Source organism: Pseudonocardia nigra, assembly GCF_019396355.1.
GTDB classification, from domain to species: Bacteria; Actinomycetota; Actinomycetes; order Mycobacteriales; family Pseudonocardiaceae; genus Pseudonocardia; species Pseudonocardia nigra.
The window spans coordinates 1-26,872 of the sequence record NZ_JAHKRK010000095.1; the positions used below are offsets into that span (position 1 = coordinate 1).

The 26,872-nt window shown below is 74.0% G+C and carries 27 protein-coding genes and 2 pseudogenes; 12 read left to right on the forward strand and 17 right to left on the reverse strand.

All coding sequences use genetic code 11. From position 1 onward, the window contains the following. Positions 1-180: 180 nt before the first annotated feature. Positions 181-1,137, reverse strand: coding sequence for a U32 family peptidase (locus KME75_RS22105; RefSeq protein WP_219416782.1), 957 nt, complete (start codon positions 1,135-1,137; stop codon positions 181-183). Between the two features lie 99 nt (positions 1,138-1,236). Between KME75_RS22105 and KME75_RS22110 the strand changes: the two genes are divergently transcribed. The 5 genes from KME75_RS22110 to KME75_RS22130 all read left to right on the forward strand — a co-directional run bounded on the left by KME75_RS22110 (position 1,237) and on the right by KME75_RS22130 (position 6,637). Next, complete coding sequence (locus KME75_RS22110; protein ID WP_308282981.1) at positions 1,237-2,034, forward strand: IclR family transcriptional regulator; 798 nt, start codon at positions 1,237-1,239, stop codon at positions 2,032-2,034. A gap of 250 nt (positions 2,035-2,284) precedes the next feature. Continuing rightward, positions 2,285-2,527, forward strand: coding sequence for a hypothetical protein (locus KME75_RS22115; protein ID WP_219416784.1), 243 nt, complete (start codon positions 2,285-2,287; stop codon positions 2,525-2,527). Positions 2,528-2,629: 102 nt separating this feature from the next. Continuing rightward, the gene (locus KME75_RS22120) at positions 2,630-3,397 is read left to right on the forward strand and encodes a 3-hydroxybutyrate dehydrogenase (RefSeq protein WP_219416785.1); all 768 of its coding nucleotides are present in this window, start codon (positions 2,630-2,632) and stop codon (positions 3,395-3,397) included. Positions 3,398-3,497: 100 nt separating this feature from the next. Continuing rightward, complete coding sequence (locus KME75_RS22125) at positions 3,498-4,781, forward strand: MFS transporter (RefSeq protein ID WP_219416807.1); 1,284 nt, start codon at positions 3,498-3,500, stop codon at positions 4,779-4,781. A 32-nt stretch (positions 4,782-4,813) separates the two neighbouring features. Beyond that, positions 4,814-6,637, forward strand: a complete 1,824-nt coding sequence (locus tag KME75_RS22130) for a helix-turn-helix domain-containing protein (protein WP_308282982.1) — start codon at positions 4,814-4,816, stop codon at positions 6,635-6,637. 104 nt (positions 6,638-6,741) lie between these two features. Here the strand turns inward: KME75_RS22130 and KME75_RS22135 are convergent, their stop codons facing one another. From KME75_RS22135 to KME75_RS22160, 6 genes and pseudogenes are all read right to left on the reverse strand, one after another. After that, complete coding sequence (locus KME75_RS22135) at positions 6,742-7,827, reverse strand: branched-chain amino acid ABC transporter permease (protein WP_219416786.1); 1,086 nt, start codon at positions 7,825-7,827, stop codon at positions 6,742-6,744. Beyond that, positions 7,824-8,714, reverse strand: coding sequence for a branched-chain amino acid ABC transporter permease (locus KME75_RS22140; protein WP_219416787.1), 891 nt, complete (start codon positions 8,712-8,714; stop codon positions 7,824-7,826). Before KME75_RS22140 ends, KME75_RS22135 begins: the two co-directional genes overlap by 4 nt. After that, positions 8,711-9,421 carry an ABC transporter ATP-binding protein gene (locus KME75_RS22145; protein WP_219416788.1) on the reverse strand — a complete coding sequence of 237 codons (711 nt, stop codon included), beginning with the start codon at positions 9,419-9,421 and terminating at the stop codon, positions 8,711-8,713. The genes KME75_RS22140 and KME75_RS22145 overlap by 4 nt, the downstream gene beginning before the upstream one ends. Continuing rightward, positions 9,418-10,176 (reverse strand): ABC transporter ATP-binding protein, encoded by a 759-nt coding sequence (locus KME75_RS22150; RefSeq protein WP_219416789.1) that lies wholly within the window; start codon positions 10,174-10,176, stop codon positions 9,418-9,420. Before KME75_RS22150 ends, KME75_RS22145 begins: the two co-directional genes overlap by 4 nt. Then, positions 10,173-11,243, reverse strand: a pseudogene (locus tag KME75_RS22155) (substrate-binding domain-containing protein); the annotation flags it as partial. The pseudogene KME75_RS22155 and the gene KME75_RS22150, both read right to left, overlap by 4 nt. A gap of 771 nt (positions 11,244-12,014) precedes the next feature. Next, entirely contained in the window at positions 12,015-12,656 is a 642-nt protein-coding gene (locus KME75_RS22160; protein ID WP_219416791.1) for a DedA family protein, read from the reverse strand. Positions 12,657-12,974: 318 nt separating this feature from the next. Here KME75_RS22160 and KME75_RS22165 point away from each other — a divergent pair, with 318 nt between their 5' ends. Together KME75_RS22165 and KME75_RS22170 are read left to right on the forward strand one after the other, a co-directional pair. Then, entirely contained in the window at positions 12,975-13,862 is an 888-nt protein-coding gene (locus tag KME75_RS22165; RefSeq protein WP_219416792.1) for a chymotrypsin family serine protease, read from the forward strand. 47 nt (positions 13,863-13,909) lie between these two features. Beyond that, positions 13,910-14,866 (forward strand): ABC transporter substrate-binding protein, encoded by a 957-nt coding sequence (locus tag KME75_RS22170; RefSeq protein ID WP_308282983.1) that lies wholly within the window; start codon positions 13,910-13,912, stop codon positions 14,864-14,866. 19 nt (positions 14,867-14,885) lie between these two features. Here the strand turns inward: KME75_RS22170 and KME75_RS22175 are convergent, their stop codons facing one another. From KME75_RS22175 to KME75_RS22195, 5 genes are all read right to left on the reverse strand, one after another. After that, a complete protein-coding gene (locus tag KME75_RS22175) occupies positions 14,886-15,419 on the reverse strand; it encodes a GNAT family N-acetyltransferase (protein WP_219416793.1) in 534 nt (177 codons plus the stop codon). A gap of 157 nt (positions 15,420-15,576) precedes the next feature. Then, positions 15,577-17,175, reverse strand: a complete 1,599-nt coding sequence (gene mdlC / locus KME75_RS22180; protein ID WP_219416794.1) for a benzoylformate decarboxylase — start codon at positions 17,173-17,175, stop codon at positions 15,577-15,579. After that, the gene (locus KME75_RS22185; protein WP_219416795.1) at positions 17,172-18,425 is read right to left on the reverse strand and encodes an MFS transporter; all 1,254 of its coding nucleotides are present in this window, start codon (positions 18,423-18,425) and stop codon (positions 17,172-17,174) included. The genes mdlC and KME75_RS22185 overlap by 4 nt, the downstream gene beginning before the upstream one ends. 84 nt (positions 18,426-18,509) lie before the next feature. Beyond that, entirely contained in the window at positions 18,510-19,292 is a 783-nt protein-coding gene (locus tag KME75_RS22190; protein WP_219416796.1) for an IclR family transcriptional regulator, read from the reverse strand. Positions 19,293-19,323: 31 nt separating this feature from the next. Then, entirely contained in the window at positions 19,324-19,518 is a 195-nt protein-coding gene (locus tag KME75_RS22195; RefSeq protein WP_219416797.1) for a MerR family transcriptional regulator, read from the reverse strand. Between the two features lie 489 nt (positions 19,519-20,007). Here KME75_RS22195 and KME75_RS22200 point away from each other — a divergent pair, with 489 nt between their 5' ends. Further along, the gene (locus KME75_RS22200; RefSeq protein ID WP_219416798.1) at positions 20,008-21,000 is read left to right on the forward strand and encodes a Gfo/Idh/MocA family protein; all 993 of its coding nucleotides are present in this window, start codon (positions 20,008-20,010) and stop codon (positions 20,998-21,000) included. Positions 21,001-21,009: 9 nt separating this feature from the next. Here KME75_RS22200 and KME75_RS22205 read toward each other — a convergent pair whose 3' ends face one another. Next, positions 21,010-21,507 carry a GNAT family N-acetyltransferase gene (locus KME75_RS22205; protein ID WP_219416799.1) on the reverse strand — a complete coding sequence of 166 codons (498 nt, stop codon included), beginning with the start codon at positions 21,505-21,507 and terminating at the stop codon, positions 21,010-21,012. 23 nt (positions 21,508-21,530) lie between these two features. Further along, the gene (locus KME75_RS22210) at positions 21,531-22,118 is read right to left on the reverse strand and encodes a TetR/AcrR family transcriptional regulator (protein ID WP_219416800.1); all 588 of its coding nucleotides are present in this window, start codon (positions 22,116-22,118) and stop codon (positions 21,531-21,533) included. 133 nt (positions 22,119-22,251) lie between these two features. On the opposite strand from KME75_RS22210, the gene KME75_RS22215 reads away from it, so the two are divergent. The 4 genes from KME75_RS22215 (at position 22,252) to KME75_RS22230 (ending at position 24,063) form a co-directional block, all read left to right on the forward strand. Then, on the forward strand, positions 22,252-22,929 hold the full coding sequence (locus tag KME75_RS22215; RefSeq protein WP_219416801.1) for a MerR family transcriptional regulator: 678 nt from the start codon (positions 22,252-22,254) through the stop codon (positions 22,927-22,929). A 76-nt stretch (positions 22,930-23,005) separates the two neighbouring features. Beyond that, the gene (locus tag KME75_RS22220; protein ID WP_219416802.1) at positions 23,006-23,602 is read left to right on the forward strand and encodes a hypothetical protein; all 597 of its coding nucleotides are present in this window, start codon (positions 23,006-23,008) and stop codon (positions 23,600-23,602) included. A gap of 60 nt (positions 23,603-23,662) precedes the next feature. Beyond that, positions 23,663-23,812 (forward strand): hypothetical protein, encoded by a 150-nt coding sequence (locus KME75_RS22225; protein ID WP_219416803.1) that lies wholly within the window; start codon positions 23,663-23,665, stop codon positions 23,810-23,812. Between the two features lie 110 nt (positions 23,813-23,922). Beyond that, complete coding sequence (locus KME75_RS22230; protein ID WP_219416804.1) at positions 23,923-24,063, forward strand: hypothetical protein; 141 nt, start codon at positions 23,923-23,925, stop codon at positions 24,061-24,063. A 309-nt stretch (positions 24,064-24,372) separates the two neighbouring features. Here the strand turns inward: KME75_RS22230 and KME75_RS22235 are convergent, their stop codons facing one another. The 3 genes and pseudogenes from KME75_RS22235 to KME75_RS43470 all read right to left on the reverse strand — a co-directional run. After that, positions 24,373-25,596: a heparan-alpha-glucosaminide N-acetyltransferase domain-containing protein gene (locus KME75_RS22235; RefSeq protein WP_219416805.1), complete on the reverse strand. Its 1,224-nt coding sequence runs from the start codon at positions 25,594-25,596 to the stop codon at positions 24,373-24,375. Positions 25,597-25,712: 116 nt separating this feature from the next. Then, on the reverse strand, positions 25,713-26,699 hold the full coding sequence (gene sbnA, locus KME75_RS22240; protein WP_219416806.1) for a 2,3-diaminopropionate biosynthesis protein SbnA: 987 nt from the start codon (positions 26,697-26,699) through the stop codon (positions 25,713-25,715). A gap of 36 nt (positions 26,700-26,735) precedes the next feature. Continuing rightward, positions 26,736-26,872: pseudogene (locus KME75_RS43470) on the reverse strand (2,3-diaminopropionate biosynthesis protein SbnB); the annotation flags it as partial.

Genomic DNA, 26,872 nt, shown 5'->3' on the forward strand with positions numbered 1-26,872 from the left:
CTCCGCCGCCACGACAGCCCCGACCGTCGCCGCGACCGCCACCTCAAGGCACTCCAAGACCTCGGATACGAGGTCACACTCGCCAAGGCCTCATAGGCTGCGGTCGATTCTCCTGACAGCCACTTTCGCGCAACCACATGGCATGAAAGTGGCTTTGCTGCAACGCCTCCGCGGCCCGGGTCAGGGGACCGGGATCGCCAGGCCCTCGGCGCCCAATTCGGACGTCTTCAGATCGGGGGCGGCGCGGTGCAGGTGCGCGAGCCCGATCTCGGCGCGCCGCACCCGCTCGCGGGACAGCGTGACGTTGAGCGCGTCGTGCTGCCCGCCGCTGGGGTAGACGTCCGGGTGGTTGCGCAGCCCGAACTTCACGTAGATCGGGGCGAGCACGCGCACCATCTCGGCGATCTCGTGGTGGCGCACGAACCCGCCGAGCGTGTCGGGGGACTCGACGTACATGTCGATCGGGATCTGCGTGGCCGCCCGGATCGAGGCCAGCCGCGGCAGCGGGAGCCCTGGCGGCACGTTGTAGGTGTCGGCGCCGATGTCCTGCATCAGCCGCACGCTCACCGGGTTCGAGGCCATCATCTGCACCGACGCCTTGACGACGAACTCGGACGCGAGCAGGCCGGCCTCCTTCATCCGCCGGGTCATCAGCATCAGGCCCTCGTCGGCGACCAGTGCGCCGCGCACGCCGAGCTCGTTGGCCCGCACGAGGTCCTCCATGGCGTACACGAGCTGGTCGGCGCCCTCGTGGCGGCAGCCGACGCCACCACCGGTGGGCGTGCGGGCCTGCGCGCCGATGTCCCACGGCGCCCGCGGCCCGACGAACAGGCTCAGCTCGACGCGGCGGGCCGCGCAGGCGCCCACCATGTCGATGATCTCCGCATCCGTCGCCAGCATGATCCCGCTGCCGGAGGACACGCGGTGCACGAGGACGCCGCGGGCGTCCGCCTCGTCGAAGACGGCCTGCAGCGCGGCGGGTCCCTCCACGCTCGGGATCTCCACCCGGTACTGCGCCCCGTCGGGGAACCGCAGCGCCGACGTCGGCAGGTCGTGGGCCTCCCGGGCGGGGTAGCCCAGGCTCGTCAGCAGGTCGGCCACCGTGGTGGGCCGCGCGGGCGGGGTCAGACGGACCATCTCCTCGAGTTCATATTCATGAACTAAGTTCAGCAAGGCAGTCTGCTGCGTGGCGCGGGAGCAGTCAAGGTGCCCGGCGGCGATGGAAGGATGGCGACGGTGGACGGGACCGGGAGCAGCACCGCGAGCACCGCTACGGGCGCCGTGAAGTCGGCCGACCGCGCGCTCGCGATCCTCGCCGCGGTGGCCGACCACGGCTCGCTGCGGTTCAACGAGCTGGTGACGCTGCTGGGCCTGCCGCGGTCGAGCGCGCACGCCCTGCTCCAGACACTGGTGGACCGCGGCTGGCTGGACCTCGACCCCGAGACCCGGCGCTACACCGTCGGGCTGAAGGCGTGGCACGTCGGACAGGCCTACACTGGGCACGGCGACCTGGTGGCCATCGCGAAACCGGTGATGGACGCGCTCGCGCGGGACGTCGGCGAGACCGTGCAGCTCGCCCGCCTGGACGGGATCGAGAACGTCTACATCGCGATCAGCGAGTCGATCCAGCCGATGCGGCTGGCCTCGACCGTCGGCGCCCGGCTGTTCGCCCACGCGACCGGGATCGGTAAGGCGCTGCTCGCCCAGCTGCCGCCCGACGAGGCCCGGCGGCTGGTCCGGGCGGTGCCGCTGCCCCGGTTCACCGAGAACACCGTGACTGAGCCGGCGGAGCTCGACCGGATCGTCGCGGAGGCACGCAGCCGGGGCCACGCCGTCGACGACGAGGAGCTGCTGGTCGGCTGCCGGTGTGTGGCGGTGCCGCTGACGAACGACGGGAACGGGCTCGTCACGGCCATGTCGGTGACGGCACCCACCGTGCGGTGCGGACCGGACTGGCCGGACGCCGTGCTCGCGGAACTGCAGACGGCGGCGGGAATCGTTCGGGCGCGCACGCCGACCGCACTGCACCGCTGAGGGAGCGTCCCCCGCGGAATCCGGGCGACTCGCACGTCGAAAAGGGGCGACTCGCGAGGCGAGAACGGGCGACTCGCGGGGATGTCCGCGAGTCGCCCCTTCCGGACACGCGAGTCGCCCGTTCCGGACAGGCGAGTCGCCCGGTCAGCGCACCGCCACCGTGACGGGTCCGCCGGCCGGGTCCACCCCGGCCATCAGCGCCGTCACGAGCCCCGTTCACGCGCCTCCGGGAGCGGGTACCGACCCCGGTATGTCAGACGAACGCGCAGACGACGGCACTCCGGTCCCCGACACCGCGATGGCCACCGGGAACGACGACGGTGAGCCGGGCGAGCCGCTCGGCCCGGACGCTCTCGACCCGGAGGAGCGGAACGTGCTCGACGGCCTTCGCCGCGGCGGCGGCGAGCAGGTCGTCAGCGAGGCGGAGGAGGACTCCCCCGCGATGCGCGCCGCGGTCGAGGACGACTCCGTGCTGCGTCCCGACGAGCGGTAGCAAGCTCGCCACCCCGATGTGGGCTTCACACAGGGCCCACCCCTGATCACTGGGGCCGGCACACACAGCGGTTCGGCTCGGGCGGACGTACCGTTCTCCGGCATGAGCGGTGTCACACCACCATCGGTGCTGGCCGGGCGCACGGCGCTCGTCACCGGCGCCGCGTCGGGCATCGGGGCCGCGATGGTCCGGCGGATGGCCGCCGACGGCGCCCACGTGCTCGCCGTCGACCGCGACGAGGCGGGCCTGAAGGCGCTCGCGGACGCCGTGGCCGGCGTCGAGCCCGTGCCGTGCGACCTGTCCGACCTCGACGCCGTCGACGCCCTGCCCGCCGCGGTGGACGTCCTGGTCAACAACGCCGGCCTGCAGCACGTCGCCGCGGTGCCCGAGTTCGATCCCGAGAAGTTCTCGCTGATCCTGCGCGTGATGCTGGAGGCGCCGTTCCGGCTCGCCCGGCGCACCCTCCCGCGCATGTACGGGCGCGGCTGGGGCCGGGTCATCAACGTCTCCAGCGCCCACGGCCTGCGCGCCAGCCCGTTCAAGGCCGCCTACGTGAGTGCGAAGCACGGCCTGGAGGGGCTCTCGAAGGTGATCGCGCTGGAGGGCGCCGCGCACGGCGTCACCAGCAACTGCATCAACCCCGCCTACGTCCGTACCCCACTGGTCGAGCGGCAGGTGGCCGACCAGGCCCGCACGCACGGGATCGACGAGGACGCCGTCATCGAGAAGATCATGCTCGAGGCCGTGGCGGTCAAGCGGCTCATCGAACCCGCCGAGGTCGCCGAGCTCGCCGCCGTGCTCTACGGCCCGGCCTCGGCCTCCATCACCGGAACGTCGCTGTCGCTGGACGGCGGCTGGACGGCCCACTGAGCGGAGCTCCGCGCAGCGAACATCGGCACTGACGAAACAGGGAGACATCGTGGTCACCGAACAACCCCGGACCAACATCATCAAGGTGGTCGCCGCCAGCATGGCGGGCACCACGGTCGAGTGGTACGACTTCTTCCTCTACGGCGTGGCCGCCGCCGTCGTCTTCCCGGCGGTGTTCTTCCCGTCGGACGACCCCGCGGTCGGCACCCTGCTGGCGCTGGGCACGTTCGCGATCGGGTTCGTCGCGCGCCCGATCGGAGGGCTGGTCTTCGGCCACTACGGCGACCTGATCGGGCGCAAGAAGCTCCTGGTGATCAGCCTGCTGATGATGGGGGTCGCCACCTTCGCGATCGGGCTGCTCCCGGGCTACGCGACGATCGGGGTGGCGGCTCCACTGCTGCTGATCGTGCTGCGCCTCGTGCAGGGCTTCGCGCTGGGCGGCGAGTGGGGCGGCGCGGTGCTGCTCGTCTCGGAGCACGGCGACGCGGCGCGCAGGGGCTACTGGGCCAGCCTGCCGCAGGCCGGGGTGCCGATCGGCCAGCTGCTGGCCAACGGCCTGCTGTTCCTGCTCGCCGCGGTCCAGGACGAGCAGTCCTTCGCGTCATGGGGTTGGCGGATCCCGTTCCTGCTCTCCGCGGTGCTGGTGCTGATCGGGCTGTACGTGCGGCTGTCCGTGGAGGAGTCGCCGGTGTTCAAGGCCGCTCAGGCCAAGGCGGCAGAGCTCGCCGCGGCCGGGCAGAAGGAGTCGATGCCGATCGTGGAGGTGTTCCGGCGCTACCCGCGTGAGGTCTTCACCGCGATGGGCGCCCGGTTCGCCGAGAACGTCTCCTACTACGTCTTCACCATCGTCATCACCACCTACGTGACCCAGCGGCTCGACCTGTCGAGCTCGTTCGTCCTCGGAGCGGTGCTGATCTCCGCGGCCGTGCACGTGGTGACGATCCCGATCTGGGGCGCGCTGTCCGACCGCTTCGGGCGCAAGCCCGTGTACCTGTTCGGGGCGGCGGGCGTCGGGGTATGGGCGTTCGTGTTCATCGCACTCGTCGACACCGGGAACTTCGCGCTCACCGTGCTCGCGGTGGCCGGCGGGCTGATGTTCCACGGGGCGATGTACGGACCGCAGGCGGCGTTCCTGTCGGAGCTGTTCGGCACGAAGGTCCGCTACTCGGGCGTGTCGATCGGCTACCAGCTCGCGTCCGTCGCCGCGGGCGGGCTGGCCCCGGTGATCGCCGTGGCGCTGTACACGCAGTTCGACAGCGGCTACGCGGTGTCGGTGTACGTGGCGCTCACCGCGCTGCTCACGATCGTCGCCGTGGCGTCCTACGGCGAGACCCGCCACCGCGACCTGGCCGAGGACCCGGCGCTCACCAGGGTGAGGCACTGAGTGCCCCCGTCGGCGATGGCATCATCGCCGCCGTGTCGTCGACCGCGCTGGAGCTGCTGCGCCTGCTGGCGCAGGACGCGCCCGCCGACCGGATCGAGGAACAGGCGCGCGCGCTCACGGCGGCCGACCCGGACACCGGCGCGGTCGCCCGCGAGCTCGCGCTGCGGGTGCGGGCCGGGATCGACGCGCACCGCCGCCGTGAGGCGGAGCTCTCGGCGCTCGTCGACATCGCCCGCGACCTCGCGTCGCTGCCGGAGCCGAGCGGGGTGCTCGACGCGATCGTGCGCCGGGCCCGCACCCTCATCGGCACCGACGTCGCCTACCTGACGCTGGCGGACGCCGAGCGCGGCGACACGTACATGCGGGCGACGGCGGGGTCGGTGTCGGCGCGGTTCCAGGCGCTGCGGCTGCCGCAGGGCGCCGGGCTCGGCGGCCTGGTCGCGCAGACCCGGCGGCCGTACTGGACCGCCGACTACCCGGGCGACGAGCGCTACGCGCACACCGCCGAGATCGACGCGGCCGTGGACGAGGAGGGGCTCGTCGCGATCTGCGGCACCCCGCTCGTGGTCGACGGCGAGTTCGTCGGGGTGCTGTTCGCAGCGAACCGCACGCGCCGCCCGTTCGACCGCGGCGAGGTGGCGCTGCTGGGCTCGCTCGCCGCGCTCGCCGCCGTCTCGCTCGTCCAGGCCCGGCGGGCCGCGGAGACCGCCGACGCCCTCGCCGCGCTCTCGGCGGCCCACGCCGGCATCGAGGAGGCAGCGGCCGCCCACGACCGGTTCGCCGGCGTGGTGCTCTCCGGCGGCGGGGTCGACGACATCGCCGCCGCGCTCGGCGAGCTGCTGGGCTGCTGGGTCGCGGTGCTCGACGTCGACGACCATCGGCTCGCCGCCCACGGTCCGGCACCGGACACGGAGGCGCTCGCCGGCGCGGAGGCCGTGCGTCGCTCGGCCGAGTCGGGCAGGCTCGCGGAGTCCGACGGCATGTGGGCGGTGGCCGTGCGGGCCGCAGGCCAGCGGCTGGGCACCCTCGTGCTGGGCGGACGGCCCGTCCTCGACAGTGGGCAGGGCCGCACCGTGGAGCGGGCGGCGATGGTGACCGCGCTGGTGCTGCTGTTCCGGCTGCGCGAGGCCGAGGCCGACCAGCGGGTGCTCACCGATCTGCTTGCCGACCTCCTCGCCCGGTCCGCGGGTGAGCTCGACGGCACCCTCGTCGAGCGCGGCCGGCTGCTCGGGTTGCGCCTGCAGACCCCGCACGTCGTGGCCGTGTGCCGGGGCCGCCGCCGCGGGCTCCAGCTCGCCGCGGCCACCGCGGGCGACGGGCGCGGGCTGGCCGGGGAGCACGACGGCGAGATCGTGGCCGTCGTCCCGGGCCGCGACCCGTCGGCGGTGGCCACCGGGCTCGCCCGTCGCCTCGGCGACGACGGCGCACCGGTCACGGTCGGCGCGACGGGTCCGGTCCTGCCCGCGGCGGGCCTGCGCGACGCCCACGCCGACGCCCGCCGCACCGCCGACGCACTGAGCGCGATGGGCATGGCCGCCGGCTCGGCCCGCGACCTCGGGTTCGCCGGGCTCGTCCGCGGCGGGCCCGCCGACGTCGACGGCTACCTCGAGCGGGTGCTCGGCCCCGTCCTGGACTACGACACCCGCCGCGGCAGCGACCTGCTCGGCACGCTCGAGGCGTACTTCGCGGCCGGGTCGAGCCCGCGGCGGGCGGCGGGCGAGCTGCACGTCCACGTCAACACCGTGGCACAGCGCCTGGAGCGGGTGGCGAGCCTGCTGGGCGAGGACTGGCAGTCGCCCGACCGCGCCCTGGAGATCCAGCTGGCGCTGCGCCTGCGCCGCCTCCGCGGGACCTGACAGGCGCCTACACGGCTCGCACGGACGCCGGCAAGGTGGCAATGCTGCCACTGGACGGCAGTATTGCCACCTTGCTGCGAACCCGGGGCAGGGTCCCGCGGCGGTCAGGCGGGCTTGCGGCGGCTTCGGCGGCGGGCCAGCCCGACCAGCCCGCCCGGCGCGAAGAACACCACCGCCACGAACAGCGCGCCCAGCACGAACGTCGGCTCCGACAGCGGCACCCGCAGCACGCCGGGCAGCCCGTCCACGAGGTCGGACGAGGCCAGCTCCAGCAGCCGGTTGTCCAGGTAGGTGTAGAGCACCCCGCCGAGCACCGCACCCCACCGGCTGCCCGCCCCGCCGAGCACGACCATCACCAGCAGCCCCAGCGTCAGCTCGCTGGTGGTGAGGTGCGGCGTCGCCCCGCCGACGACGAGCAGGTGCGCCACCCCGCCGAGCGTGCCGAACAGCCCGCCCACCAGCACCGCCAGCAGCTGCGCCCGGTACACCGACAGCCCGAGCACGGCCACCCGCTCCGGGTTCTCCCGCGCGGCCGCCCACACGTGCCCGACGCGCGAGCGCACGAGCCACGCGACCACGCCCCAGCACAGCGCGAGGTAGATCAGCGCCAGCCAGTACCGGTAGGGCGCGTTGACCACCCCGACGAGCAGGTCGGGCAACCCGTCCCGGTTGAGCGGCAGGCCCTCCTCGCCGCCGGTGGCCCCACCGGGGTTGCGCAGCACGATGATCGACCCGGCCTGGGCGAACGCGAGCGTCACCATCGCGAACGCGATGCCGGTGACGCGCAACGCGACCGCACCCACGAGCAGCGGCAGTACCACGCCGACGACCACCGCGAGCCCGATCGCCCCGGCGAGCCCGCCGCCGGGCCGGGCCAGCGCGAGCGCGGCCGTGTAGGACCCGGCGGCGACGAACAGCGCGTGGCCGAACGACAGCAGCCCGGTGCGGCCGAACAGCAGGTCGTAGGACAGCGCGATCCCGCCGAACACCAGGCACAGCGCGAGCAGCTGCATCGAGCCCGGGCTGTTGATCAGGCCCGGGAGCACGCCGGGCAGCGGCACCGAGACGTACGGCAGCCAGGCGAGCACGACGAGCACCACCACCGGGGCGATCGCCGCGTGCCAGCCGCGGCGGCGGGAGGTCGCCTCGCCCGCCGTCGCCCGGTCCCGCACCTGGTCCATCAGGGTCATGCCGCCGTCCTCCCGGTCAACCCGCCGGGCCGCACGAGCAGCACCAGCGCCAGCAGCAGCACCACCGACAGGTCCCCCACCCCGGCCGCGGCGTAGTAGTTGGCCAGCTGCTGCACCAGCCCGACGACGACGGCCGCGACCGCGGATCCGGTGAGCGACCCGAGCCCGCCGATCACCACGACGATGAACGCGAAGATCAGCAGCGAGGTGCCCTGACCGGGCGAGACGCTGCCCAGGTACACCGACCCGAGCACCCCGCCGAGCGCCGCGACCCCGCCGCCGACGGCGAAGACCAGCGTGAACGTCCGGCGCACGTCGATCCCGAGGGCCTCCACCATCGACCGGTTCTCCACCCCGGCCCGGATGATCAGGCCGATGCGGGTGAACCGCAGCATGGCCAGCAGCCCGAGCAGCACGGCGACGGCGGCCACGATCAGCAGGAAGCGGTCGTTGGGGATCGTCGCGCCGCCGATGGTCGTGATGCCTGCCGCGACGGCCGGGCGCGGGTACGGCAGCGCGTCGGCGCCCCAGATGCCGCGCAGCAGCGCCACCCCGACCAGCCCGAGCCCGACGGTGACGAGCACCTGCTCGATGTGGCGGCGGTAGAGCGGCCGGATCGGCAGCAGCTCCACGGCCGCGCCCACCGCCGCGCCGACGGCCACGCCGAACGCGGTGGCGAGCACGAAGCCCCAGCCGTCGGGACCGGCGCCGGGCAACCCGCCCGTCGCGGCCCACCACGCGGCGTAGGCGCCGGCGGCGAGGAACGCCCCGTGCGCGAAGTTCAGCACGCCCATCAGCCCGTAGATCAGGCTCAGGCCCGACGCCACCAGGAAGTACAGCGCCCCGAGGCCCAGGCCCGTGGCCAGCAGCAGCACGAAGGTACTCACGACCGGCTCCCCACGCCGAGCAGCTCCCGCGTGCGTCCGGCGTCGGCGAGCAGGTCGTCGGCTCGCCCGGTGTGGACCACCCGCCCGGCGTCGAGCACCACGACGTCGCCCGCGAGGCGCCGCACCACGGGCAGGTTCTGCTCCACCAGCAGCACCGGCGTCACCTGCGCCACCCGCTCCAGCGCGGCGGCGACGTCGGTGACCAGCCGCGGTGCGAGGCCCTTCGTCGGCTCGTCGACGAGCAGCACCCGACTGGGCGCGAGCAGCGCCCTCGCCAGGGCCACCATCTGCTGCTGCCCGCCCGACAGAGTCCCGGCACGCTGCCTGCGCCGCTCGGTCAGCTCCGGGAACAGCTCGTGCACGAGCGCGGCCCGTTCCGGCTCCGGGTCGGGGCAGGCCAGCCGCAGGTTCTCCTCCACGGTCAGCGTGGCGAACACCTCACGGTCCTCCGGCACGTAGCCCACGCCCTGACGCACCACCCACGGCGTGCGGCCGCGGCCGATCTCGGCGCCGGCGAGCCGGATCGAGCCGGTGCGCGGCACCAGCCCGACGACGGCGCGCAGCGTGGTGGTCTTGCCGACGCCGTTGCGGCCCAGGAGCGCGGTCACCCCGGTCGGCGCCACCGCGAGCGAGACGCCCTGCAGCACGTGGGACCCGCCGATCCGGACGTGCACGTCGTCGATCTCCAGAACCGGCGCGACGGTCACAGCTCCTCCCCCAGGTACGCCTGCTGCACGGTCGCGTCGGCGGTGACCTCCGTGGGCGAGCCGACGGCCAGCAGCCGCCCGTGGTGCAGCACCGCCACCCGGTCGGCCAGCCCCAGCACCACATCCATGTGGTGCTCGACCATCGCCACGCTCACCCCGGAGGTCCGCAACCCGCCGATCAGCTCCACGAGCGGCGGCACGTCCTCCACCGACACCCCGGCCATCGGCTCGTCCAGCAGCAGCACCGACGGCCGCCGCGCCAGCGCGATCGCGATCTCCAGCTTGCGCTTGTCGCCGTGCGAGAGCTCGCCCGCCGTCGCAGCGGCGCGGTGGTTCATCCGCACCTGCTCGAGCAGCGCGTCGGCCTCGGCCAGCTCGGCCCGGCCCTGCGCGGCCCGCAGCATCGACAGCGCGCCCGGCCGGCGGCTCTGCACCGCCAGCCGCACGTTCTCCCGCGCGGACAGCCCACCGAACAGGCTGGAGGTCTGGAACGTCCGGCCGAGCCCGTGCCGGGCGCGGTCCGCGGCCGAGGCGCGGGTGACGTCGCGCCCGCCCAGCTCGACACGCCCGCTGGTCGGCCGCCGCACACCGGAGAGCAGGTGCAGCAGCGTGGACTTGCCTGCCCCGTTCGGGCCGATCACGGCGAGCAGCTCGCCGTCACGGACGTCGAGGTCGATCCCCTCGAGGATCACCGCGCCGCCCACCACCCAGCCGAGATCGTGGGCGGCGAGCACGGCCGTCGTCGTCGCGGTCACTGGACGGGCGCGACCGGCGGCGCCACGGCGTCCGGCGGCAGCGTCTCGACCAGCTGCGGGGCGAGCCCGTCGCCCTCCGGCACGAGCCGGGTGGTGAACATCGGCTGCAGCAGCGCGTGGTCCTCGGCGCGCACCGTGGACTCGCCCTTCGGGCCGGTGAACGTCCAGCCCTCCAGCGCCTCGACCATCGCCGTGGTGTCGTCACCGCCCTCCTGCAGCGCGTGCACGATCATCTGCGCGGCCACGAAGCCGTCGTTGGTGAACAGGTCCACCTCGGCGCCCTGCTCGGCGAGCCCCGCCTCGAGCGCCTGGTAGGCCTCGTTGTCGGCCGCGCCCGGGAAGAAGTGCGACAGGAACTGGATCTGCCCGGCCGCCTCGCCGAAGATCGGGTAGGTCGGCCGGATGTCGAGCCCGGTCACCACCGTCGAGGCGTCGAACGCCCCCTGCTGCTGCAGCGACTGCCACATCTGCGTGGCGTTCGTGCCCGCCCACGCGACGAACAGCAGGTCGGGCGCCGCGTCGACGGCCTGCCGCGCGAACGGCGTGAGGTCGGTGGCCCCCGCCGGCACGAGGATCGGGCTCACCTGGGCCCCCTGCCCGCCGAGCACGGCGGTGACCGCCTGCACGTTCGCCTGCCCGAATGCGCTGTCCTGGGCGAACACGATCACCGATCGGCCCGCGGGGTCGCCGATGATCGATCCCGCGGTCAGCACGTCCTGGCAGGTCTGGCGCCCGGAGCGGAACGTGAAGTCGTTGACGCCCGTGATCGCGTCCGTCGCGGCCGGGCCGGAGACGAACAGCACCTCGTTCTGCTCAGCCAGCGGCGCCACCTGCAGCGCAACGCCGGACGGCGTCGAGCCGGCGATCACCTGGTAGCCCTGGCCGATGAGATCGGTCGCCGCGGCCACGGCCTTGGCGGGGTCCCCCGCGTCGTCGGCCTCGGTGACCTCGACCGGCCGGCCGTCGACCTCGCCGGTGCCGTCGGTCGCGTAGTCCAGGCCCGCCCGGAAGCCCGCCGCGTACTGCTCGCCGTAGCTGGCCAGCGGCCCGCTGGTGGAGTGCACGAGCCCGACCCGGAACGGCGCATCCGGTTGGTCACCGCCCGCAGGGGCACCGCTCGAGCCGGGGGCGCCGCAGGCGGTGAGTACGACCGCGGCCGCGACGGCCGTGAGAACTGCCGCGGGGGAGCGGCCGGGACGCTGGAGCGTGTCTCCTCCTCGAGCACACGCAGGGCTGCGAGGACGTTACGAATTGGCGGCACCACCGACCATGGGCGCACACCCCACAGCCGACGTCGTGGGCATGTGCGCATCCGACACCGGTGCGCGGTTCATCCGATCCGCTCGCGCAGCGCCGTCCCGTCATGATCGCTCGCCATGCGGTCGGCCGATCTGTACCGCCCCGAACCCCCCGGTCACCGCGCGTGTCGACCCGCTCGACGGAGCGTGTGATCGTACCGAAACTTCGGGCGCGATCACCCGTTGTCCGAAGTGACCGGTGCCGGCGGAACGGGGAGCCTCCGCCGGCACCGGTCCACCCCCGGTCGGTGCACAGGTTCCGGACACCGCGCGCAGGGTCGCCACACACGTTCGCCCTGGTCCCCGAGCTTCGGCGCCGCGCCGATGTGCGGGTCCGCAGGCTCGCTCAGCGCCGACGAGTGCTCGCTGGCTCCGCAAGCTCCGCTCAGGGCCGACGCTCGCTCCGCAAGCTCCGCTCAGGGCCGACGCTCGCTCCGCAAGCTCCGCTCAGGGCCGACGCTCGCTCCGCAAGCTCCGCTCAGGGCCGACGCGCGCTCCGCAAGCTCCGCTCAGCTCGGATACTCGCTCCGCAAGCTCCGCTCAGCCGACCCCGACGAGCTCCGCACCGCGGTCCGCCCGCTGGGCCGCCAGCGCCGCCCGCCGCGCCTGCACCCGTCGCGCGACCGCGAACCCGAGCGCCGTCACCGCCGCCATCACCGCCCCTGCCAGCAGGCTGAGCGCAGGGCTGCCGCCGGTGATCGGGCCGAGCAGCATGCCGATCAGCAACATGTAGACGGCCCACGCGGCCGAGCTCGCCAGCGACCACGGCAGGAACCGGCGCAGCCCCAGCCCGTACCGGCCGGCCGCGGCGGTGCTCACCAACCGCCCGCCCGGGACGAACCGGGCCCCGACGAGCGCGATGCCGGGCCGCAGCAGCAGGTGCCGCCGGACCCACGACGAAAGGCCGCACTCGGCGTCGACGGCGCGTGCCAGCAGCCGGCGCGAGGACCGGCCGAGGCCGAACACGACCAGATCACCGAGCGCCGAGCCGAGCACCGCGGCCAGGAAGAGTCCGACCACCATCCCGGCATCGTGACCTCCGAACGCCATCGCGGCCGCCGACATCAGCAGCGTCTCGCTGGGCAGTACCGGAAAGGGCGCATCGATCGCCACGAGGGCCACCAACACCGGTAGGAGCCATGCGCTGTGCAGCACCGCATCGCACACGGCCAGGACGTCCACCAACGCAGTCCTCTCGGTCGCGGTCGCCCGCAGAGGAGCCCGCTCGGGGAAGCGCCCACAGGGTGACAGACGTGCCGAGCGCAACCACGAGGGGCACTCGCACAACTGACCTGAGCGTATCCAGAAGATCTCAGAGAGGTCACGAGACCGTTCGGAGCAGTGACGGACGGCCACGTGGCTGCGCCGAGCGGTCGGGTGCGCCCGGTGACGACGGCGCCGGCGTACCACCCTCCGTCGTCACCCGGTCGCGGGACGTCGCGGGCCGGAACCGGGAACGCGCCGTACATTCGGTCCAGATCGCTCCCCGGGGGGTCGTCCATGCTCCATCGCCACACCGCTCTGCGCCGCATCTGGTCGGGTCTGGCCGTCGCGGTGGTCACGGCCGCCGCACTCGGCCTCGTCGGCCCGGTCGCCGCCGCCGCGCCGGCGATCCAGCCGCCCGGCGACCTCGCCCCGCTCACGCCCGGTGTCCTGATGCTCAGCCCGGCCGAGGACGGCACCGCCACCGCCTGCACGGCCGGGTTCGTCTTCTCCGGGGCAGGTGCCACCTACCTCGGCTACGCCGCGCACTGCGCCACCCCCGGGGCGTCGATGGGGTTGAGCGGCTGCGCGGAGCCGACGCTGCCGATCGGCAACCCGGTGCTGATCGAGCGCAACGACGGCACCCGGAGCACCGGGCGGCTGGCGTACAGCTCGTGGGTCACCATGCAGGAGCGCGGGGAGACCGAGCCCTCGCTCTGCTTCTTCAACGACTTCGCGCTCGTCGAGGTCGATCCCGCCGACCGCGACGCCGTCGACCCCAGCATCCCGGTGCTCGGCGGACCCACCGCACTCGACACCGACGGCACGGTGCCAGGCGAGCCGGTCTACAGCTACCAGCCGAACAACGACGGACCTGCCGTGAAGGAGGGCGTCAGCCTCGGCACCGGCGAGGACGGGCTCACGCACCGGGTGGACACCGACCCCTCCGGCATGCCCGGCGACTCCGGCAGCGGCTACGTCGACGGCGACGGCGCGGCGTTCGGCATCCTCAGCACCCAGTTCCTGGACGGCCGCAACACCAACGGCGTCACCGACCTCGCGAGCGCGCTGTCGTACGCGAACCGGTTCGGCGACGTCGAACAGGTCGCGCTCGTCCCGGGGAGGGCGCAGTTCACACCTCCGGATGGCGCGGAGGGGTTCCGACTCGCACGGGGCGCGCCTTAGGGTCCCTTCCCATCAGGTGAGGCTCACCTGATCGAGAGGACTGGAACGTGCGCGGACGGCAGTTGTACACAGCGGTGCTGCGACTGATGGCGGTGGGGCTCGTGGCGATGGCCGCGGCCGCCTGCGGTGGCGAGGCCGCCACCTCGGACCCCGGGGCCGCGGCCCCGGCGGACATCAGGACAGTGACCCACGCGATGGGCACCACCGAGATCACGGGCACGCCGCAGCGCGTCGTCGTGCTGGACACCGGTGAGCTGGACTCCGTGCTCGCGCTCGGCGTCACGCCGGTCGGCGCGGTGGCCGCCGACCTCGCCTCCGGCCTGCAGTCCTACCTCGGCGACCGCACCGAGGGCGTGGAGATCGTCGGCACGATCGCCGAACCGAACCTGGAGTCGATCGCCGCGCTGCAGCCCGACCTGATCCTGTCGAGCAAGACCCGCCACGAGGACATCTACTCGACGCTCTCGCAGATCGCCCCCACCGTGTTCGCCGAGCGCGTGGGCGTGGCGTGGCGGGAGAACTTCCAGCTGTTCGCCGAGGCGCTGGGCATGTCCGAGGAGGCGGAGCAGATCCTCGCCGACTACCGGGCCAAGGCGCAGGAGACCGGCGCGAAGTTCGGTGACCCCTCCGCCACGACGGTGAGCATGGTGCGCTTCCTCGACGGCAGCATCCGCCTGTACGGGGAGGGCTCGTTCATCGGCACGATCCTGTCCGACGCCGGCTTCGGCCGCCCGCCGATCCAGCAGGTGGACAAGACGTTCGTGGAGGTCAGCCGCGAGCAGATCGGGCAGGCCGAGGGCGACCTCGTGTTCTACGCCGGCTACCAGGACGCGGGCGCGGAGAACCTCGCCGCCGTCACCGCCGGCCCCCTGTGGCAGAACCTGCCCGCCGTGATGGAGGGCCGCGCCCACGAGGTGTCCGACGACCTCTGGTATCTCGGCATCGGCCCGATCGCCGCGAACATGATCCTCGACGAGCTGGCGGGGTACGCCCCCGCCGCATGAGCCGCGACTGGCGGGGCGGCTACCAGAGGTCGCCGCCCCGCCAGTCGCACGCCAGGTCGCCGCCGGGCGTGAGCTGCGCGGTCACCGGGAGCAGGTGGATCCCGTCCTCCTCCCCCGGTGTCGGCGTCAGCCCGTCCGGCGCGAGCACGGAGGCCGTGCCCGTCCAGCGCTGCCAGCCCCGGCTCGCGTAGAGCGCGGCCCCGTCGTCGGAGGCGCTCAGCGCGCCGACCTCGTAGCCGCCGCGGATCACCGTCTCCAGCGCGTCCATCACCACCCCGCCGAGGCCGAGCCGCCGCCGGTCCGGCCGCACCGCGACCGCCTCGACGTAGCCGGTGCGCAGCGCCCGGCCGTCGTGCAGCACCCGGCGCATCACCACCGCGCCGTGCGCGACGAGCTCGTCGCCGTCCCGGACGATGGCGTGCATCCCCCCGAGCGCGTGCTCGAAGTCCTCGTCGCCGAACTCGCCGTCGAAGGCCTCGTCGAGCAGCTCGCGGATGGCCCGCAGCTCGCCGCCGGTCAGGGCGGAGGTGTGGACGGTGCGCACGTCGGCCATGCGCGCGATCCTGCCGATCGCCGTACCGCCCGCGCACCCTGATTCGGCGCGCGGGCCGGACTCAGCGGAACGCGTCGGCGTGCGCCGCCGCCCACTGCGCGAACGTCGTCGCCGGCCGCTGCGGGTGCTGTGCCAGCAGCGCCAGGAAGAAGGGTGGTCAGGGTCGGAAAGTCGGGTCCGGCTGCACCGCCACCTCCAGAACGAGCGGTTCGGTGCGCTCCCCCAGCGTCGGCACGACCGCGTCGAGCGCCTCGACGAGCGCGGCGTGGTCGGTCACCCGCTCGGCCCGGCAGCCGAGGGACCGGGCCAGCCCGTGCACGCTGACCTCCTCGAACGCCGGCCACGGCGCCTTGCCCGAGCCGTGCTGCTCGGCCAGCCGGTCCATGATCGCGTAGCGGCCGTTCGCGAGCACGACGAACAGGACGCCGCACCCGTAGTGCGCGGCGCTCCACAGCGCCTGGATCCCGTACAGCGACGAGCCGTCCCCCACCACGGCGACGACGGGCCGGTCCGGCTGCGCCATCCGCACGCCGATCGCCGCGGGCAGGGCGAAGCCGAGACCGCCCATCGCCGCGCTGAGGAACCCGAGTGGGCGGCGCGCAGGCAGGAGCCGGTGCAGGTCCGGCCGGCTCGACGGCGTCTCCTCGACGACGACGGCGTCGGCCGGCAGGCGCTCGGCCAGCGCCGCGAGCACGTGGGCCGCCCGCAGCGGTTCGCCGTCCTGCGGCGGCGCGGGCAGCACCCGCTCGCGCGCTGGGACGTCCCCGGTCCGCGCGGGGAGCCGCTCGGCGAGCATCCGGCAGGTGGGCGCCGGCGGCGCGACCACGGCCAGTTCGACGGGGCTGTGGTGGGCGTCCTCGGCGTCGTCGGTGACCAGCGCGACCCTGGTGCCCTCGCCGACCAGTGCCCCCGGCTCGTACGGGTACTGCCGGAACACCGGCGCACCCACCACGAGCACCACGTCGTGCCCGCCGAGCGCGTCGCGCAGGCGGGCGCGCCCGGCCGGCAGGTGCCCGGCGAACTGCGGGTGGTCCTGCGGGAACCCGGCCCGGGCCGCGAACACCTCCTGCCAGACGGGACAGCGCAGCCGCTCGGCGAGGTCGACGAGCGTGGCCCAGCTCTCGGCGCCGTCGGCGTCCGCACCCACCACGAGCGCGGGCGACTCCGCCGCGCCGACGAGCTCGGCGAGCGCGTCGACCGCCGCCGGGTCGACGCCCTGCGCCCGGTGCAGCACGGCCGGCGCGGCGACCGGGCCGTCCTCGGCGGGGGCCGACCAGTCGTCGCTCGGCACGATCACCAGGGCCGGACCGCGCCCGTCCCGCGCCTCGTGCCAGGCCCGCGCGAGGGCGCTCGGCACGTCCTGCGGCCGCGCGGGCGTGGTGACCCACACCGGGTAGTCGCCCGCGAGCCCCTCCAGGTCGCCGGTGAGGAACGGCCGCAGGGCGAGGTGGCGGCGGTCCTGCTGGCCGACGAGCACCACCAGGGGCACCCGGTTGACCCGCGCCGTCGCGAGCGCACCCACCGCGTTCCCGAGGCCGGCCGTCGTGTGCAGGTTGACCAGCGCGGGCCGGTCCTGCCCCGTCGCCCAGCCCGTCGCGATACCGACGACGGAGCCCTCGTGCAGCGCGAGGACGAACTCGATGTCGTCGGGCAGGTCGGTGAGGAAGGCGACCTCGGTCGACCCGGGGTTGGCGAAGATCGTGGTCATGCCGAACTGGCGGAGGACGTCGAACGCGGCCTCCCGGACGGTTCTCATTCAGCCCTCACCGGCGATACCGTGCGCCCGGACGCGACCAGCGCGACGGCCACCGCGCCGACCGCGGCGACGGCCGCGAAGATGTAGAAGCCCCACGGGTAGGCGAGCCCGGCCGTGAGCAGCGCCCCGCCGAGCAGCGGGCCGCTGATCGCGCCGAGCCGGCCCACCCCGCTCGCGGCGCCCAGCGCCGTGCCGCGGGCCGCGGCCGGATAGAGCCTGCCGACGTAGGCGTAGACCAGCACCTGCGAGCTGAACACGAACACCCCGGCCAGCAGCACGCCGACGTAGACGCCGATCCCCGGCAGCCGGATGCTGAGCAGCGCGAGGAACAGAGCGGCCGCGGCGAACCAGCCGATCGTGGCGCGCGGGATGCCGATGCGGTTCGCGACCTGTCCGGCGATCAGCAGCCCGAGCACCGCGCCCACGTTGAGCACGAGGAGCAGCGCCAGCGCGGCACCCAGCTCGTACCCGGCGGCCCGCATGATCTCCGGCAGCCACGTGTTCAGGCCGTAGACCAGCAGCAGCCCCATGAACGAGGTCACCCAGAACGCGATCGTGGGCCGCAGGTACCCGCCGTGGAACAGGATCGTGACGGGGTTGCGCGGCGCCGGGCGATCGGCCCCCGCCCCGCTCGCGCGCTCCCGCAGGAACGCGGTGGACTCGGGCAGGAAGCGCAGCATCAGCGGTACCAGCACCAGTGCGGGCAGCGCCCCGATGACGAACATCGGGCGCCAGCCCAGCCCGAGCTCCTCGATGACCAGGATCCCGAGCAACGACGTGGCGACGGCGCCGACGTGGTAGCCGGTCATCAGCGTGGTGGTGGCGCTGCCGCCGCGGCCCTCCCGGGCGTACTCGTTGACGAGCGCCAGCGCCACCGGTAGCACGCCGCCCAGCCCGAGGCCCGCGACGAACCGCAGGAGCGCGAACGTCACGGGATCCGGCGCGAACGCGCACAGCAGCGTCAGTACCGAGAAGCTCGTGACGGTCAGCAGCATGGCCTTCCGCCGCCCGATCACGTCCGTGATCGTGCCGACGGCGAGCGCCCCGACCATGACCCCGACCAGCGCGGCAACCGAGATCAGCGACGCCGTGGCGGGGGTGAGCCCCCACTCCGCGTCGCGCAGCAGCGGCGGGAGGACGACACCGAGCACGACCAGGTCGAAGCCCTCGAGCGCCACGGCCGACCAGCACAGCGGCGCCACCCATCCCGCGTGGCGCTCGCGGGGATTCACCGCGGAATCCGCGGACATCTCATCACTCTCCTCCTGGACGCGGCGACGCTCGCGGGGCGAGCCTCGGCATGCGCGGGAGTATGGGTGGCGCCACCGGCTGCGTCAGGGCCTTCTCTCACCCAATGGAGAACGGGGATGCAACGCGCGGCTGACGCCCGCCGCCGTGACGCGCACCGCCGGCACCAGCAGCTGGAGGTTCTCGGTGCTGCTGGGGACCACCACCGACAGGCTCGCGACCACGTCCCCGGACGGCCCGGTGATCGGTGCGGCGACCGAGGACGCGCCGTCGGTCATCTCGTCGCGGGACAGGCAGAAGCCGCTGCGGCGGATGCCGGCGAGTGCCTCCGTCAGCCGTCCGGGGTCGGTGATCGTGCCTGTCGCGAGCCGCGGCAGCCCCTGGGTCAGGACCTCGTCGACGAACGCGGCGAGCGCGTGCGCCAGCAGCACCTTGCCCGGGCCGCTCGCGTGCAGCGGGAGTGCGCGCCCCACCCGCGACCGGACACGCACGGCGGCGTGCCCGGTCAGCCGCTCGACGAACAGCGCCTCGTACCCGTCGAGCACGACGAGGTGGACGATCTGCCCGGTGACGGCCACGAGGTCCTGCAGGAACGGCAGCGCGGTGTCGCGCAGGTCGCGGGCCACCGGGGCGAGCGCGCCGAGCTGCCAGAGCCGGATGCCGATCCGGTAGCGGCCGCGCGCGGGCCGTTCGAGGGCGCCCCACTCGACGAGCTCCGCCACCAGCCGGTGCGCGGTGGCCGACGGGAGCCCGGTCGCCGCGGCGATCATCCCGAGCGTCTGCTCCGGGCGCTCGTCGGAGAACGAGCCGAGCACGGCGAGCGCGCGGCCGAGGACGGACCGTGCCGTGTCACCGCTGTTGCCCGCCATGATCGCCCGTTCGTACCGGACTGCCGCGTGTTCAGTCGTCCTTGTCGCTCTGTGCCAACTCGCGCAAGCGCTGACGCACCTTCTCCACATCCCACCGGGCGTGCCCGCCCGGCGAGACGACGTCCGGCTCCAGAACGCCCGCCTGGCGATACCGCTGGATCGTCCGGCCCGAGAGGCCCAGAACACGCGCCAGTTCGGATGTGGGGACCAGGCGCGACGGTGTCACCCGTTCACCGTAAGGCGGGAGCTGGCGCAGTTACTCCGTGCTGACGCTCCTAGCGTAGTTGGCGTGTAATACGCGTCTGTCGCTTTTGGCGGAGGTGGCGTAGTCTTGCCGCGTCATCGATCCCGAAAGGAAGCCAATGAGCGAGGGCCAGGATCGGGTGCTGCTGAGATGTCAGCACTGCGAGGAGGACATCTACTTCGATCAACGGGTCGTGCTTCCGATGTGGGTACACGCGGGCAGCAGCGAGCGAAGGTGCGTGACAAGGCCCGGCTGCCATGCGTGGCCCGCCCCACCGCAGAAGCGAGAGCGGGGCAGTCGAAGCCCTTGGGGGATGCCCGTTCCTCGCGGGTGAGCGCACGCGTGCCCTGACGCCGACGCCGGGCGTGGGCGTGGGCGCTCGCCATGCGCGGCGTCGCCGACGCCGGGTGCACCCCCCGGCTGCCGCCGAGGAAGGATGAACGGGCAAGCCGCCGAGTCGAGGAGTTGCGCATGCCCGTCGCCCGCTGGGGGATCGTCGGTCCGGGCCGGATCGCCGCGAAGGTCGTCAGCGACTTCGCGCACGTCCCGAACGCCGAGGCCGTCGCGGTGGCCTCCCGGTCCCCGGAGCGGGCCGCCGCGTTCGCCGGGGAGCACGGCATCCCGCGTTCGTACGGGTCGTACCGCGCCATCGTCGAGGACCCCGACGTCGACGTGCTCTACATCGCCACCCCCCACCCGCAGCACCGGGCTGTCGCGCTCGCGGCCTGCCGGGCGGGCAAGGCCGTGCTCGTGGAGAAGTCGTTCACGGTCACCGGCGCCGCCACCCGGGAGATCGCCGACGCGGCGGCGGAGGCGGGTGTCTTCGCCATGGAGGCGATGTGGACGCGGTTCCAGCCCGCGATCGTCCGGATGCGTGAGCTCATCGCCGACGGCGCGATCGGCGAGGTCAACGCGGTGCAGGCCGACCTCGGCGCGCAGCACTCGACCGACCCGCTCGACCGGTTCTACGCGCCGGCACTCGGCGGCGGGGCCCTGTTCGACCTGGGTGTCTACCCGATCTCGTTCGCGCAGATGGTGCTCGGCACGCCCGAGACCGTCACCGCGCACGGGGCGCTGAGCCCGTCGGGCGTCGATGTCGAGGAGAGCATCCTGCTCGGCTACGGGGAGGGCCGCAGCGCCCAGCTGTTCGCCTCGCTGCGCTGCGCCACGCCGGGCCAGGCGCGGGTCTTCGGGTCGGCGGGCTGGATCGACGTGCTGCCGCGGTTCCACCACCCGGACACGATCGTGCTGTACCGCGGGAGCCGGGACGGTGAGGAGATCACCGTGCCGCACGTGGGCAGCGGGTACGCGCACGAGCTGGTCGAGGTCACCGACTGCGTGCTCGCCGGGGCGCTGGAGAGCCGCGTGATGCCGCTGGCCGACACGATCGCCGTGCAGGACGTCATGGACCGGGTCGCCGAGCTGATCGGGCTCGCCCCGCAGGAAGGTCCGGCCGAGCTCTAGCCGGTCGCGTCACCGGAGGTCGAGCTTCATCCCCTCGTGCGAGGCCACGAAGCCGAGCCGGCGGTAGAAGCGGTGCGCGTCGGCGCGGCGCTTGTCCGTGGTCAGCTGCACGAGGGCGCAGCCGCGGCGTTCCGCCTCCGCGATCGCCCACCGGATCATGAACTCGCCCAGGCCCCGACCCCGCAGATGGCCGGCGACCCGCACCGCCTCGATCTGGGCCCGCCACGCGCCGCGGCGCGCGAGCCCCGGGATGAACGACAGCTGCAGCGTGCCCACCACCGCGTCGCCGCCTGCGGCGACGACCAGCAGGTGCGCGGGGTCCGCGTCGATCACCGCGAACGCGTCCAGGTAGGGCGCGAGCGCGTCGCGATCGGCCGGATCGTCCTCGCGGCCGGCCCCGAGCTGGTCGGCGGCGAGCAGCGCGACCAGCGCGCGGACGTCGGCGGCTTCCGCCCGGCGCAACACGACGGGCGGGTCGGAGTCCTCGAGGACCGCGAGAGTTTCCATGCGCCGATCCTGCCCCGCGTCGATCAGCGGTAGGCCGCGGCCGCGCTCCGGGCGTAGGCATCGGCCTCCGCCGTGCCCATCTCGTCCCCGAGCAGGACGAGGTGGTGGTAGACCGGCGCGGTCGAGGCGACGACCACCGCCGTCGGGTCCGTCCCGGCCGGCAGCTCGCCACGCTCGACCGCCCGTTCCACGATCGCCGCGCAGCGCACGTACCGGTCGGACCAGAAGGCGCGCAGGGCCGCCATCGCCTGCGGCGAGCGGAAGGATGCGGCGATCACGGCGGCGGCGACCGACGGCTGCACCGTGAGCGAGGTGTGGACCTGCCGGTTCAGCTCGACGAGGTCGGCCTCGAGGCTCCCGGTGTCGGGCGGCGCCCAGTCGTCGCCCGCCGCGGCGTGCAGCGCGTCGACGAGCAAACCGGCGATGTCGGTCCAGCGCCGGTAGATCGTGGTGCGGTGCACGCCCGACCGGGCCGCGACGCCGTCGACGGTCAGGCCCTCGAAGCCGCGGTCGACCAGCTCCGCCAGCACGGCGTCGAGCACCAGGGCGCGCAGGCGTGCGGTGCGCCCACCGGGGCGCCGGGTGCGGGTGTCGGGCGATCCTGCGGACATGTGCGGGGCAGCGTAGTCCGGGCGTGCGCCGGGTGCGGGGACCGCTCACGCACCACCAGGTGGACGCCCGGAGCTTGTCCTCCCAAGCACGCCCTCTTGACCTTGTCGCAATGTCAAGGTCTGAGATGGGGACATGCGCATCGGGGAGCTCGCGGAGGCGGTCGGAGTCTCCACCCGCACCGTCCGCCACTACCACCGGATCGGCCTGCTGCCGGAACCCCCGCGGCGCACCAACGGCTACCGGACGTACAGCATCCGGGACGTGCTGCGGCTGGCGCGCGTCCGGCGCCTGACCGAGCTGGGCCTGAGCCTGGACGAGGCCGCCGACGTCCTCGCCGACGACGAGGGCCGCGAGCTGCCCGAGATCCTCGCCGAGCTCGACGCCGACCTGGCGCGGCAGGAGGCCGAGATCCGGCGGCGGCGGGAGCGGCTGGCCGAGCTGCTGCGTCGCGGCGCCGAGGGTCCGCTGGGTGCCGACGACGCGGTGTCGGCGCCCGCCGCGGAGCTGATCGCGCGGATCGGCGAGGCGTTCCCGGACAGCGCCGCGGCCCGGCTCGATCGCGCGTTGTTCGCCCTGCTCGACCAGGGCAGCGGCGGGGACGGCGCCGTCGCCGCACTCTTCGGGAGCACGCTGGCGGACCCCGCTGGGCTCGCCCGGGCCGGCGAGCTGTACCGGCGGTTCGACGAGCTGACCGCCGGCCGCCCGACGACCCGCGGATCGCCGAGTTCACCCGGGACGTCGTCGCCTCCGTGCCCACGGCGGTCGCCCGCCTGGTCGATCCCACGTTCGACCTGGAGGGCCATCCGTTGACCGCCGCGCTCCTGCGCGACCTGCCACCCGCCCAGGCGGAGGTCGTGCGCCGCGTGTACCGGCACTGGGCCGCGCGATGAGCGCTGCGCTCGTCCGCCGCGCCGCACGGTACGAGGCCGCGACGTGGCGCAGCCTCGCCCGATGGCTGCTGCGCCGCCCGGACGTGGGCCCGGCCGACACGGGGTTCGCCTACCGCGGCCCACAGGTGGCCCCGATGCTGGTGATGCTCGCCGTGTCGATGATCGACGTCGTGGCCGTCGACCTGCTCGTGCCGTGGCCGTGGCTGCGACCGGTGCTGCTGGTCATCGGTGTCTGGGGCACGCTGGAGGTGCTCGGGATGCTCGCCGCGATCACGATCCACCCGCACGTGGTCGGAGCGGCGGGGCTGCGGATCCGCAACGGGGTGAGCCTGGACGTGCACATCCCGTGGGACGCCGTGGCCGGCGTGCGGCGGGTCCGGCGCACCCGCGACGGGCGCGGCGTGCAGCTCGACGGCAGCACCCTGCACGTGGTGGTCGCCGACCAGACCACGGTCGAGGTCACGCTGGCCCGACCCCTCCCCGTCACGCTCCCCCGGAACCGGACGGCGGAGATCACCGAGGTGCGCCTGCATGCCGACGACGCCGCCGGGTTCGTGGCGGCGGCGCGGGCGAGGGTGGCGGCGGGTTCGTGAGTCCCGCGCGGGCGCGTTCGCTGATACCGTCCGCATGCGGCCGCGTCTACCATCGCCGCCGTGGCCCACCGGTACGTCCGCTACCAGAGCCCGGTCCCGAACGAGCGCGGACACCACTCCGGAGTGTTCGCACTCGCCAACGCGCTCGGCCGGGCAGGTGTGCTCTCCCCCGTCGACCACGAGTTCTGGCGCACCACCAACGACTGGTAGACACGTACCTGCCCTACCCGACCGCCCGAAGCCCGGAGGTCTACGACCGGTCGGTCAACCCCTTCGCCACCTCCTGGTTCCGGGCGTCGGCGAGCCGCTTCCTGGCCCCCGTGCCCGGGTACCTGGCGATACTCGAACGGCACGGCGTGGAGTGCGTCGAGCTGCGATCGGACGACCCGGGCGCCTTGATCTACGAGGACGACCACCAGGTCGTGGTCGTTCCGCACCCGCACGGAGGAGAAGGCCCGTGACCGGCACCGCCGCGCCCTGGCCAGGTCGGCCAGCGCGCGGAGTGTGGCGTTGCGGTGGCCGCGACCCTGCGCCTGGCCGACCATGGCGGGGACGCCGGCGCGGCCCGGCCGAGCTGGCGGCCCTGACCGGTACGTCCGCCGGCACGATCGTCGCCGGGTGCGCCCGCGCCGCCGCTGCTGACCTTCGGTGGCCGCGAGCGCAGCGCGGCCGAGCTGAGGCGCCGCCTCCGGTTGCGGACTCGCGCTGCTGTGGTCGCAGTGAGTGGTGGACCAGCGGACGCTCCTGGAGTTCGGCGCCGCGACCTGAGCTCAGCCTCTCCGCCCCGCGAGCCGCCCGGCGGCGGCGTGGCGCGCCCGCGCGGACGCGGCGGTGACGACCCGTTCCAGTGGCCCCGGCCCGAACCGACGCCACCACAGCCCGGCGAACCCGAGCGCACCCACCACCATCAGCAGGAACAGCAGCGCCGAGTGATCCTCCAGCACTCCGGTGGCGAGGACGACCAGGTGCGCGGAGTAGAGCGTGAGCGCCATCGCACCGGCGAGGGCGAGCGGCCGCAGCAGGCGGGCGACCGCCGGTAGCCGGCTGAGCAGCAGCGCCGCCCCGAGGACGGCCATGGCCGAGCCGAGCGTGTGCGCCACGTCGACCGGTGTGTGGGAGTGCGGGGCCGGGATCGCGAGGTACCACCAGGACGTGCTTCGCTCCGGGTCCCAGAGCAGCTCCTGGACGGCCTCGGCCGAGCCGTCCCCGGACGACAGCCTGGCGAGCCCGCCGAGCGGGTGGAGGACGGCGGCCGACACCGCGCGCGCGGCCACGGCCAGCGCGGCGCCCGCGCCGAGCAGCCACCACGCGACCCGCCGGGAGCCGAGGTCGAGCCGGCCGATGGCGAGCCCGGCGCACAGGTAGGCGAGGTAGACGGCGGCCGGGTACTCGCCGGTCACCGACAGGTGGACGAGCAGCGCCAGCGGGGCCCGCACGAGCGTGACCGGGGTGGGGTCGCCGTCCTCGTCGAGGTGGGGCAGGTCGGACTCGGCGGTGGCGACGAGCAGGACCGGGCCCAGGGCGATCACCGCGGCCGCGATCCCGGCCAGCACGAGGGGCGCCAGGCCCAGCAGCGGTATCGCGAGGAGGAACAGCAGGGCGTAGAACGGCAGGATCCCGGCGACGCCGTTGAGCTCCGAGAGCCAGCCCAGGACGAGGCCGATCGCCCCGATCAGCAGGGCCCGGACCGCGATGCCGGCGGACACCGCCGTGCGCGGGCGCCCCCGCACCGCCGTCCGCCCGCCGGAGACGAACGCCAGGCCCACCCCGGCGACCAGCACGAACGTGGCCGCCGAGCGTGCGGCCGTCACCGCCGTCGACACCGTCGGGGTGCCGTCGTCGGCGAAGAACGGGAACACGTGGGCCGCCATCATGCCGACCAGCGCGGCCCCGCGGGCGACGTCGACGCCGACGACCCGTTCCTTCCGAGGCGTCGGCGCCGTGCCCGGCGGCGGGGCCGTCGCGTCGCCGGAAGATCGGTGTCCCGTCCTCACGGAATGCCTCCTCGATGGTCGTGGCCGCGGACGGTCCCCCGGCGGTGCGGGCGTCGGGGGACCGTCCGCTCGTCCGACCCGGTCACGGACGGCCCGGTGACCGCGTCGGGTGGGGGTCACGCCGGTTGGACGGCGGAGGTCAGCTCGCCGGGGCCGAGCACGGCCTCGCCGTAGAGGTCCTCCAGCCAGTTGGTCTGGTAGAGCGTGTCGAGGTAGCGCTCGCCCAGGTCGGGGGCGATGGCCACCGCGGTCAGCTCGTGCGCGTCGTGCTGGGAGAGCCAGTCCATCGCACCGCTGACGACCGTGCCGGTGGAGCCTCCGAACAGGAACCCGCGCCGGGCGAGGCGGTGGCAGGCCCGGATCGTGTCGGCCTCCTCGACGTACACCACCTCGTCGACGTAGGACTCGTCGAGCAGCGGCGGCCGGACGGCCATCCCCAGCCCGGGGATCATCCGGCGGCCGGGCGGGCCGCCGAAGCTCACCGAGCCCACGGTGTCGACGGCGACGACCCGCACCGGCCGGTGCCACTCGCGGAAGAACCGCGCACAGCCCATGAGGGTGCCGGTGGTGCCCGCCCCGACGAACAGCACGTCCAACCGCGGGAACTGCCGTGCGATCGCCCGCGCTGTCCGGCGGTGGTGGGCACGCCAGTTGCCGGGGTTGGTGTACTGGTTGAGCCAGACGTAGCGGGGGTCGGAGGCGCACAGCGCGCGGACGTAGTCGATCCGGGCGCCGAGGAAACCGCCGACCGAGTCCGGCTCGGCGATGATGTGCACCTGGCTGCCCAGCGCCTCCATCAGCCGCCGCGTCGAGAGGTTGCAGCGGGAGTCGGTGATGCACAGGAACCGGTAGCCCTTGCTCGCGGCGATCATGCTGAGTGCCACGCCCAGGTTCCCGGACGAGGACTCGACCAGGACCGACCCCGGTGTGAGGACCCCGTCCCGCTCGGCGGCCTCCACCATCTCGGTCGCGGCCTTCAGCTTGATGGAGCCGGCGAAGTTGAAGCCCTCGCACTTGAGGTAGAGCCGACGCCCGAAGATCGAATGCAGGTCGACGTAGAGCCTCTCCTCGTTGAACTCCTGGGGAACGGAAATGACAGGCACGGTGGCCTCCTCATTTGCAGCAGAGCACTCGGCCGGTCATCCGAATCGGCGCAGCTCGTGGAAGAAGTCCTCGACGACGTGCAGCTCACCGGAGCGCGCCACCTCGTCGTAGACGTGTTTGCCGACCGCCAGGTCGAGCACGCCCAGACCGAACGGCGAGAACACCACCGGCC

Bases quoted from the DNA above. Each gene is read 5' to 3' on its own strand.
- KME75_RS22210 (WP_219416800.1), bottom strand. From the start codon at position 22,118: ATGTCCGCAGGATCGCCCGACACCCGCACCCGGCGCCCCGGTGGGCGC.
- KME75_RS22175 (WP_219416793.1), bottom strand. From the start codon at position 15,419: ATGGCCGACGTGCGCACCGTCCACACCTCCGCCCTGACCGGCGGCGAG.
- KME75_RS22205 (WP_219416799.1), bottom strand. From the start codon at position 21,507: ATGGAAACTCTCGCGGTCCTCGAGGACTCCGACCCGCCCGTCGTGTTG.
- KME75_RS22105 (WP_219416782.1), bottom strand. From the start codon at position 1,137: ATGGTCCGTCTGACCCCGCCCGCGCGGCCCACCACGGTGGCCGACCTG.
- KME75_RS22215 (WP_219416801.1), top strand. From the start codon at position 22,252: ATGCGCATCGGGGAGCTCGCGGAGGCGGTCGGAGTCTCCACCCGCACC.
- KME75_RS22200 (WP_219416798.1), top strand. From the start codon at position 20,008: ATGCCCGTCGCCCGCTGGGGGATCGTCGGTCCGGGCCGGATCGCCGCG.
- KME75_RS22135 (WP_219416786.1), bottom strand. From the start codon at position 7,827: ATGACCCTGATGGACCAGGTGCGGGACCGGGCGACGGCGGGCGAGGCG.
- KME75_RS22190 (WP_219416796.1), bottom strand. From the start codon at position 19,292: ATGGCGGGCAACAGCGGTGACACGGCACGGTCCGTCCTCGGCCGCGCG.
- mdlC (WP_219416794.1), bottom strand. From the start codon at position 17,175: ATGAGAACCGTCCGGGAGGCCGCGTTCGACGTCCTCCGCCAGTTCGGC.
- KME75_RS22165 (WP_219416792.1), top strand. From the start codon at position 12,975: ATGCTCCATCGCCACACCGCTCTGCGCCGCATCTGGTCGGGTCTGGCC.
- KME75_RS22125 (WP_219416807.1), top strand. From the start codon at position 3,498: ATGGCGGGCACCACGGTCGAGTGGTACGACTTCTTCCTCTACGGCGTG.
- KME75_RS22115 (WP_219416784.1), top strand. From the start codon at position 2,285: ATGTCAGACGAACGCGCAGACGACGGCACTCCGGTCCCCGACACCGCG.
- KME75_RS22120 (WP_219416785.1), top strand. From the start codon at position 2,630: ATGAGCGGTGTCACACCACCATCGGTGCTGGCCGGGCGCACGGCGCTC.
- KME75_RS22185 (WP_219416795.1), bottom strand. From the start codon at position 18,425: ATGTCCGCGGATTCCGCGGTGAATCCCCGCGAGCGCCACGCGGGATGG.
- KME75_RS22220 (WP_219416802.1), top strand. From the start codon at position 23,006: ATGAGCGCTGCGCTCGTCCGCCGCGCCGCACGGTACGAGGCCGCGACG.